The sequence below is a fragment of the Actinomadura rubrobrunea NBRC 15275 genome, assembly GCF_001552235.1.
In the GTDB taxonomy this organism is placed as follows: domain Bacteria; phylum Actinomycetota; class Actinomycetes; order Streptosporangiales; family Streptosporangiaceae; genus Spirillospora; species Spirillospora viridilutea.
Genome location: NZ_BCQU01000057.1, coordinates 35,893 through 44,336, shown reverse-complemented (window position 1 = coordinate 44,336; position 8,444 = coordinate 35,893). Strand labels below are relative to the sequence as shown.

Genomic DNA, 8,444 nt, shown 5'->3' with positions numbered 1-8,444 from the left:
GCCGCCCGCAGCGCCCACGGCCCGGCCTGCCGCCAGGACGGCGAGCCGACACGCCCGGCCAGGCCCCGCGTTCGGGACGCCCGCGACGCGCCCGGCGTCCGCGGCGGCTCCCCGTCGGCGTCCCCCGCGGATCGCGTGGCCTCCGCGTCCTCACCGAGCACCGTGCCCCGCGCCGCGTTTCCCGCCACGGCCGCACCTCCCACTCGTTGTCCGTCGCCGGTTCCCCGAACAGCGGCACTGCCTCGCCGCGCCGTCAAGCCATGCCGCCACACGGCCGAACCACACCCTCCGGGCCGCGGTGCCCGTATGCTTGTGCCCCTAGCCTGCCTCCCGCGACCGTTGCGGAGCGGGTGTTTGAGTTGCATCTGGGCAACACGATACGGGCGCTCTTGGTGGGAGCGGCGGGCAACGCCCCTCTCCGGCAGGCATCATGGCGTAGGACGGGCCGCCCGGCGGGACATGACGAGATTAGTGAAAAATACCGCAGACGGTCACCAGGGGTAACGAAGGAGATCGCGTGGAACTCTCCGTAGTGATGCCGTGCCTCAACGAGGCCGAGACTGTCGCAACCTGCGTCCGCAAGACGGTCGGGTTCTTCGAGAAGCACGGCATCGACGGCGAGGTCGTCGTCGCCGACAACGGCAGCACCGACGGCAGCCAGCAGCTCGCCCGCGAGGCCGGGGCCCGCGTGGTGCCCGTCATCGACAAGGGCTACGGCAACGCGCTGATGGGCGGCATCCGCGCCGCCCGCGGCAAGTACGTGGCCATGGGCGACGCCGACGACTCCTACGACTTCACCACCCTGATGCCGTTCCTGGAGGAGCTGCGGGACGGCGCGGACCTGGTCATGGGCAACCGCTTCAAGGGCGGCATCGCCCCGGGCGCCATGCCCTGGCTGCACCGCTACGTGGGCAACCCCGTCCTCAGCTTCATCGGCCGGCTGTTCTTCCGCAGCAAGATCGGCGACTTCCACTGCGGGCTGCGCGCCTTCAACCGGGAGTCGATCCTGCGGCTCGGGCTGCAGACCGGCGGCATGGAGTTCGCCAGCGAGATGGTCGTCAAGGCCACGCTGGCCAAGTACGACATCCGCGAGGTGCCCACCACGCTGTCGCCGGACGGGCGCTCGCGTCCGCCGCACCTGAACACCTGGCGTGACGGCTGGCGTCATCTGCGCTTCCTCCTCCTCTACAGCCCGCGGTGGCTGTTCCTGATCCCCGGCCTCGTCTTTATGACGCTCGGACTGATCGCCGGGATCGCGCTGTCGTTCGGCCCGGTGCGGGTCGGCGAGATCGCCTTCGACGTCGACACCCTGGTCGGCGCCGCCGCGGCGATGATCATCGGCTTCCAGTCGGTGATCTTCGCCCTGCTCACCAAGGTCTACGCGATGCAGGAGGGGTTCCTGCCGCACGACCCGCGGGTCAAGCGCGTCGTCGACTGGCTGAGCCTGGAGCGCGGCCTGGTGGTCGGCGGCCTGCTCGCCCTGGCGGGCTTCGCCGGACTGATCGCCTCGCTGCTGCACTGGCGGATCAACAACTTCGGCGAGCTGAACCCGCGCGAGTCGCTGCGCATCGTGGTGCCCGCCGCCACCGCCCTGATGATGAGCCTCCAGGCGGTGTTCGCCGCGCTGTTCCTGAGCATCCTGCAGATCCGCCGCCGCCAGCACCCGCCGGCCGTGGACGTGGCCGAGGAGGCGGCGGGCGTGGTGGACGCCGCCGCCCGCCGCGTGTCCGGCGAGGGCGACGCGCTCGCCGCGGACGACGAGACCTCCGCCGACGCCGAGCCCGCCGAGGCCGCCGCGACCGCGAAGGCGGGGAAGAGCACCAAGGCCGCGAAGTCCGGCAAGGGCGGGAAGGCCGCCGAGTCCGGCACCGCCAAGCCGACGGAGTTCGGCTCCGGCAACGTCAAGGTCGTGCACGTCAAGCCCAAGGACACCGACGCCTGACGCCGACGCGCGCCCGCCGCGCCCGGGCCGTCTCCTTCGCCCCGTCGCACCGCGAGCTCCCAACCGTCATGTCTTCCCGCGAATCCATCCGCCGCCGCGCCGTGGCGCTGCGTGACCGTCGCGTCGCTCGGCGCGCTCGAAGCCGAGAACTTCCTGAGCGTTTCCTGCCCGTGTACGCCTCGGCGCCCGGATTGTGACAGGCTGACCCGGCGATGGATCCCTTGCTCGTGAGCCCCGGCGACCCGTCCGGTACGCCGTGATGGGGGGCCCGCAGACGGCGGCGCCGCCGGTCGCGCAGTCGCCGGTCCGGACCGCCCCGCCTCGTACCGGGCGCACGGCGCGGCGCCTGCTGCGCGGCTGGGGGCTGCTGCTCCTGCTCGGCTGGCTCGGGCAGGTGGCGGTGCGGCTGTGGCTGGCCTCGCGCCAGACCATGCCGGTGGCCACCCCCGACGAGACCGGCTACCTGTTCGCCGCCCGGGTGCTGACCGGCGGCCCGGACGCCGACCTGTCGTGGAGCACCATCTACCGCGGCGGCTACCCGCTGCTCCTGCTGCCCGCGTTCTGGCTGGCCGACGAGCCGGTCGCCGTCTACCGCCTGGCCATCGGCATCAACGCGCTGGTCAGCGCGGGGATGCTGCCGCTGTCCTTCGTCCTGCTGCGCCGCCTGCGGCTGTCGCGCCGCGTGGCGTACGCGTTCGCGCACGCCACCGCGCTGCTCCCCGCCGTGGTGTTCTACGCCGAGTTCGTGCTCACCGACGCGGTGCTGCCGGTGGTGCTGCTCGGCTGGCTGCTGCTCGCGCACTCCTGGCTGACCGCCGACTCCTCTCCGGCGCGGACGACCCTGTACGGGGCGGGCGCCGGCCTGCTCGCCGCCTACGCCTACACCGCCCACACGCGCGGGATCATCCTCGTGCTGGTGCACGCGGGGCTGGTCGGCTGCGCCGTCCTGTGCCGCTGGCGGCCCTGGAAGTGGACGGCCCTCGGCACGGTTCCGCTCGTCGTCGCCGCCGCGGCCGGGACGAAGCTCAACGGGTACCTGCTGCCGCACATGTACCCGAACGGGGACAACAACCTCGAGGCCAACTTCGTGCAGCGGCTCACCACCGTGGACGGCTGGGGGTGGGCGCTGTCGCTGGCCACCGGCCAGGTCTGGTACCAGATCGCGGTCACGGCCGGCCTGGCGGGCGTCGGCCTGGTGGCCGCGGCGGCCGTGGCGGTGCGGCGGGGGACCGCGCCGCAGGTGCGCGCCCTGGCCCTGGCGCTGCTCGCCCTGGTAGGCGGCATCGCCCTGGCCACCTCCGCGGCGCTGCCCGACGAGTACCGCGTCGGCAACTACGCCTACGGCCGCTATCTGGCATGCGTGACGCCGATCCTGTTCGCCGTGGGGGCGGCGTTCGTGCTGCGCGGATCCCGTCCCGCGGTGCTGGCGGCGGCGGGGACGGCGGCCGGACTGGCCGTCCTCACCGCCGGGATCGTCCAGTGGTACGCGGGGGACCGGCTCACCACCTACACGTTCACCCAGTACGACTTCCCCGAGCCGTCCTTCCTGGCCTGGAACTGGAACGAGTTCCGGCTGTGGCCCGTCACGTTCGCCGGTCTGGCGCTGCTCGCCGCGGCGGTGGCGGCGGCCCGGATCCCCCGGCACGGCCCCGTCCTGCCGGCGGCGCTGCTGTGCTGCCTGCACCTGGCCATGAACACCACCGCCACCTGGTACATCGCCCGGCCGATGGTCCGCGACTACACCGCGATGACCGACCTGCGTCCGATCGCCGACCCGAGGGACCAGCGGACCGTGGCGATCGACTGGACGGTCGCGTGGAAGATCCGCCTGCCGCAGATGTACTGGGTGTGGTGGACGGAGGTGCGCGGCTTCGACGGCCGCAACCAGGCCCCGCCCACCGACGTCGACCTGGTGATCCTGGCGTGGGACAAGAGCATGCCCGCGTCCGCCACCTGGCGCACCGCGCCGCCCGGCTGGCGCGTCGTGGCCGAGCACCGCACCCCCGAGGGAGACTGGGTCGCCTGGCAGCGCCCCACGGACTGAGCGCCCGACTCAGCGGTACCGGCCGGAGTGGTCCCAGATCTCCAGCACGCCGTCGGACGACCGCCACAGCAGCCGCCAGCCGTCCCGCGGGCTCGGCCGGTAGCCGCCGGCGATCTGCAGCTCCATGCCGCGCCAGCGGGTGTAGAGCATCGGCGCCTGGTACGCGCCCTCCGGCAGGGCCGGGACGACGTGCTGGAAGTGGTGGATCCGGCCGTGCCACTGCACGTCGCCCCACATGGACCGGGTGTAGAACGTCATGGTCTGCGCCAGGCGCCGGTCGGCCCAGATCACCGGGATGTCGTCGCGGCCCTTCAGCCACACCCGCAGCTCGTTCCAGGCGCGGTCGCGCGGCAGGTCCGGCACGGCCCGCACCGCCGTCACCGCGTACGCCCCCACCAGCGCCCACGCCAGCGCCACCGCGACCACCTGGACCCAGTCGCGCGCCGCGCCGTCCGCGGCCAGGCGCCGCACCAGCAGCACGATCGCGCCGAACCCGCCCGCCAGCAGCGCGGGCAGCACCGAGAACCAGTACCGCAGCAGCCAGCCCCGCAGCGAGATGTCGTGCGGGTCGAGCACCCCCGACAGCAGCGTGATCGGCGCCCACAGCGCCAGGAACCACACCAGGACGAGCGCCAGCCGCCGGTCCCGGGTGACCGCCCAGCCCACGACGGCGAGCCCGAGCGCCACCAGGAAGATCGTGCCGAGCCAGTGCCAGTCCGCCATGGCGCGGACGAACGAGCCCGCCGCCCACGGCCGCGTCACCGGCTCGTTCGGCTCACCGCCGTGCCCGGCCGCCGACCGCAGCCCCGCCATCGGGTTGCCCCATACCAGCGCGTTGTGCACCAGATTGAACGCCAGGACCCCCGCCATCGGCGCGGCCACGACGAGGTTGCGCCGCCACGGGATCCGCAGCAGCCACAGGTAGACCGGGATCGGCAGGAACAGGAACGCCAGGAACTCGCGGACCAGGAACGACGAGCCCATGAACAGCCCGGCGGCCAGCAGCAGCCGGGTCTGCGCCCGCCCCGTCCGGCGGCTCGCCGTCACCAGCGCGGCCATCCCGATCGCGAACAGCCCGGCGCCGGGCATGTCGGGCAGCATCACCCCGGTCGACCAGGTGATCTCGTGGCCGAACGGGTTGGTGATCGTGAAGAACGGGTGGACGACCAGGAGCAGCGCCGACGCCACCCCGGCCAGGTCCCCGAACAGCGACCGGACGACCAGGTAGCAGCCGACGAAGAACAGGCACCCGCCCACGGCCGAGATCACGAAGTAGGCGGCCTGCCCCTCGCCGAACACCTCCATGGCCAGCCGGGCGGGCAGCACCAGCCCGATCCGCGTCACCTGGTGCGGCACCTCGTTGAACGGCCACTGGTCCAGCGGGATGTCCGGCCAGCGCCGGGCCGCCTCCCACACGTAGTACGGGTCGAAGTACAGCGGCGGCACCATCAGCACCCACTGCGCCAGCACCGCGCACGCGGCGACCAGCGCCGACAGCAGCACGGCCCGCCGCCGCGACGGCATCCGCCGCAGCCGCGACGCCGCCCGCGCCCACCGGTCCGATGATCGCGGGCTGGACGGGCTCGGCGAGGCGGCCGACTCACGTACCGTGGTCTTGGTCATCCTGCTGCTGCTCTCCGCGTCCGGGTCGGAACCTCCCGCAGGTTATCGGCTGAAGCCGGAAGGGCACGGCTAACCGGGCCCAAATGGGGGGCGACACTTCGGGATTGGGGACGAGCGCGTCCGGCGGGGCCGTAGTCTTGATTGCATGTCCTCGTCGAGTCGGCACATCCTGACCGCGCCCGCCTGGCCGTACGCCAACGGGCCCCGCCACATCGGGCACGTCTCCGGTTTCGCGCTGCCCTGCGACATGTTCAGCCGCTACCAGCGGATGGCGGGGAACAAGGTCCTGATGGTCAGCGGCACCGACGAGCACGGCACGCCCATCCAGGTGCAGGCCGACAAGGAGGGCGTCACCGCCCGCGAGCTGGCCGACCGCTACAACCGGGTGATCGCCGAGGACCTGCTCGGCCTCGGCATGTCGTACGACCTGTTCACCCGCACCACCACCCGCAACCACTACGCGGTGGTGCAGGAGATCTTCAAGGGGCTGTACGACAACGGCTACATCTTCACCACGACCACGATGGGCGCGATCTCGCCGTCCACCGGCCGGACGCTGCCCGACCGCTACATCGAGGGCACCTGCCCGATCTGCGGGTACGACGGCGCCCGCGGCGACCAGTGCGACAACTGCGGCAACCAGCTCGACCCCATCGACCTGATCAACCCGGTCAGCCGGATCAACGGGGAGAAGCCGAAGTTCGTCGAGACCGAGCACTTCATGCTCGACCTGCCGGCGTTCACCGACGCGCTCGGCCGCTACCTGCGGTCCAAGCAGGGGCAGTGGCGGCCCAACGTGCTGAAGTTCTCCCTCAACCTGCTGGACGACATGCAGCCCCGGGCGATCAGCCGCGACCTCGACTGGGGCGTGCCGATCCCGCTGGACGGCTGGCGCGACAACCCGGCCAAGAAGCTGTACGTGTGGTTCGACGCGGTCGTCGGCTACTTCTCGGCGTCGGTGGAGTGGGCGCGCCGGTCCGGCGACCCCGAGGCGTGGCGGGCCTGGTGGCAGGACCCCGACGCCCTGTCCTACTACTTCATGGGCAAGGACAACATCGTCTTCCACGCCGAGATCTGGCCGGCGATGCTGCTCGGCTACAGCGGCAAGGGCGACAAGGGCGGCAAGCCCGGCTCGATGGGCGCGCTGAACCTGCCGACCGAGGTGGTGTCGTCGGAGTTCCTGACGATGGAGGGCAAGAAGTTCTCCTCGTCCCGCCAGGTGGTCATCTACGTCAAGGACTTCCTGGAGCGCTACGACGTCGACGCGCTGCGCTACTTCATCGCCGTGGCCGGTCCGGAGAACAACGACACCGACTTCACCTGGGCCGAGTTCGTCCGCCGCAACAACGACGAGCTGGTGGCCGCCTGGGGCAACCTGGTCAACCGGTCGATCAACATGGCCGCCAAGAACTTCGGGCGGATCCCGGAGGCGGGCGAGCTGACCGACGTCGACCGGGCGCTGCTGGAGCGCAGCCGCACCGCGTTCGACGCGGTCGGCGCCGAGCTCGGCCGGTCCCGTTTCAAGAACGCGATGGGCGAGGCGATGGACGTCGTCCGCGACGCCAACAAGTACCTGTCGGAGCAGGCGCCGTGGAAGCTCAAGGACGACCCGGAGCGGGTCAAGACGATCCTGCACGTGGCGCTGCAGGTGGTGGACGACGCCAAGACGCTGCTCACCCCGTTCCTGCCGAAGTCGTCCCAGAAGGTCTACGAGATGCTCGGCGGGCAGGGCGTGTGGAGCGGCATGCCCGAGTTGAAGGAGGTCACCGAGGAGGGCGAGGACGGCGACGTCAACACCTACCCGGTGCTCACCGGGTCCTACGACACCGAGGCGGTGTGGGAGTCGCGGCCGATCCGGCCGGGCACGCCGCTGTCCAAGCCGACGCCGCTGTTCAAGAAGCTGGACTCCTCGGTGATCGATGAGGAGCTGGCGCGCCTGGAGGAGGCCGGCCGGTGACCGGACGCGGTGCGACGGACGGGTACGCGGCGGGCCGGTTCCCGCCGCTGCCCGACCCGCTGCCGGTGCCTGTCTTCGACAGCCACTGCCACCTGGACATGCTGGACGTCCCGGTGGAGGAGGCCGTGGCGGCCGCCAAGGCGGCGGGCATCACTCGGATCGTCACGATCGGCTGCGATCTGGCCTCCTCGCAATGGGCCGCCGACGTCGCCGCCGCGCACGACGACGTGTACGCGGGCGTGGCGATCCACCCCAACGAGACCGCCGGCGTCAGCGACGCGGTCCTCAACGACATCGCCGACATGGCGGCCCGGCCCTGGGTGCGCGCGGTGGGGGAGACGGGCCTGGACTACTACCGCGACTGGGCGCCCAAGGACGACCAGCACCGCTCGTTCCGCGCGCACATCGACATCGCCAAGCGCACCGGCAAGGCCCTGGTCATCCACGACCGCGAGGCCCACGACGACGTGCTGCGCATCCTCCGCGAGGAGGGCGCCCCCGAGAAGGTGGTCTTCCACTGCTTCTCCGGGGACGCCGCCATGGCCAAGGAATGCGCCGCCCAGGGCTATGTGATGAGCTTCGCGGGCAACGTGACGTTCAAGAACGCCGAGCCGCTGCGCGAGGCGCTGCGGGCCGCGCCGCTGGACCTCCTGCTGGTGGAGACGGACGCGCCGTTCCTGACGCCCGTCCCGCACCGCGGCAAGCCGAACTCCTCGTACCTGATCCCGCACACCGTCCGCTTCATGGCCGAGGTCAAGGGCGTGGACGTGGACGACCTGTGCGCCGCGATCGCCGCCACCGGGGAGCGCGTCTTCGGCCCCTGGTGACCCTCTCCTCCCGCCCGGCCGGTGCCGCCGCCTCCGCGGCCCGGTGACGCT

At 72.0% G+C, this 8,444-nt stretch carries 6 protein-coding genes; 4 read left to right on the top strand and 2 right to left on the bottom strand.

The features are described from left to right. A partial coding sequence (locus AR3_RS31770) for a hypothetical protein (RefSeq protein ID WP_217998628.1) occupies positions 1–188 on the bottom strand: 188 nt, incomplete at its 3' end. A 329-nt stretch (positions 189–517) separates the two neighbouring features. On the opposite strand from AR3_RS31770, the gene AR3_RS18390 reads away from it, so the two are divergent. Together AR3_RS18390 and AR3_RS18385 are read left to right on the top strand one after the other, a co-directional pair. Then, the gene (locus AR3_RS18390) at positions 518–1,942 is read left to right on the top strand and encodes a glycosyltransferase family 2 protein (protein ID WP_227022942.1); all 1,425 of its coding nucleotides are present in this window, start codon (positions 518–520) and stop codon (positions 1,940–1,942) included. 259 nt (positions 1,943–2,201) lie between these two features. Continuing rightward, positions 2,202–3,986 carry a hypothetical protein gene (locus AR3_RS18385; RefSeq protein WP_067915459.1) on the top strand — a complete coding sequence of 595 codons (1,785 nt, stop codon included), beginning with the start codon at positions 2,202–2,204 and terminating at the stop codon, positions 3,984–3,986. A gap of 9 nt (positions 3,987–3,995) precedes the next feature. Here the strand turns inward: AR3_RS18385 and AR3_RS18380 are convergent, their stop codons facing one another. After that, complete coding sequence (locus AR3_RS18380) at positions 3,996–5,609, bottom strand: ArnT family glycosyltransferase (RefSeq protein WP_067915458.1); 1,614 nt, start codon at positions 5,607–5,609, stop codon at positions 3,996–3,998. Between the two features lie 145 nt (positions 5,610–5,754). Between AR3_RS18380 and metG the strand changes: the two genes are divergently transcribed. Beyond that, positions 5,755–7,566: a methionine--tRNA ligase gene (gene metG / locus AR3_RS18375; protein WP_067915457.1), complete on the top strand. Its 1,812-nt coding sequence runs from the start codon at positions 5,755–5,757 to the stop codon at positions 7,564–7,566. Further along, positions 7,563–8,393, top strand: coding sequence for a TatD family hydrolase (locus AR3_RS18370; protein ID WP_067915456.1), 831 nt, complete (start codon positions 7,563–7,565; stop codon positions 8,391–8,393). The genes metG and AR3_RS18370 overlap by 4 nt, the downstream gene beginning before the upstream one ends. The last annotated feature ends 51 nt before the right edge of the window (positions 8,394–8,444 follow it).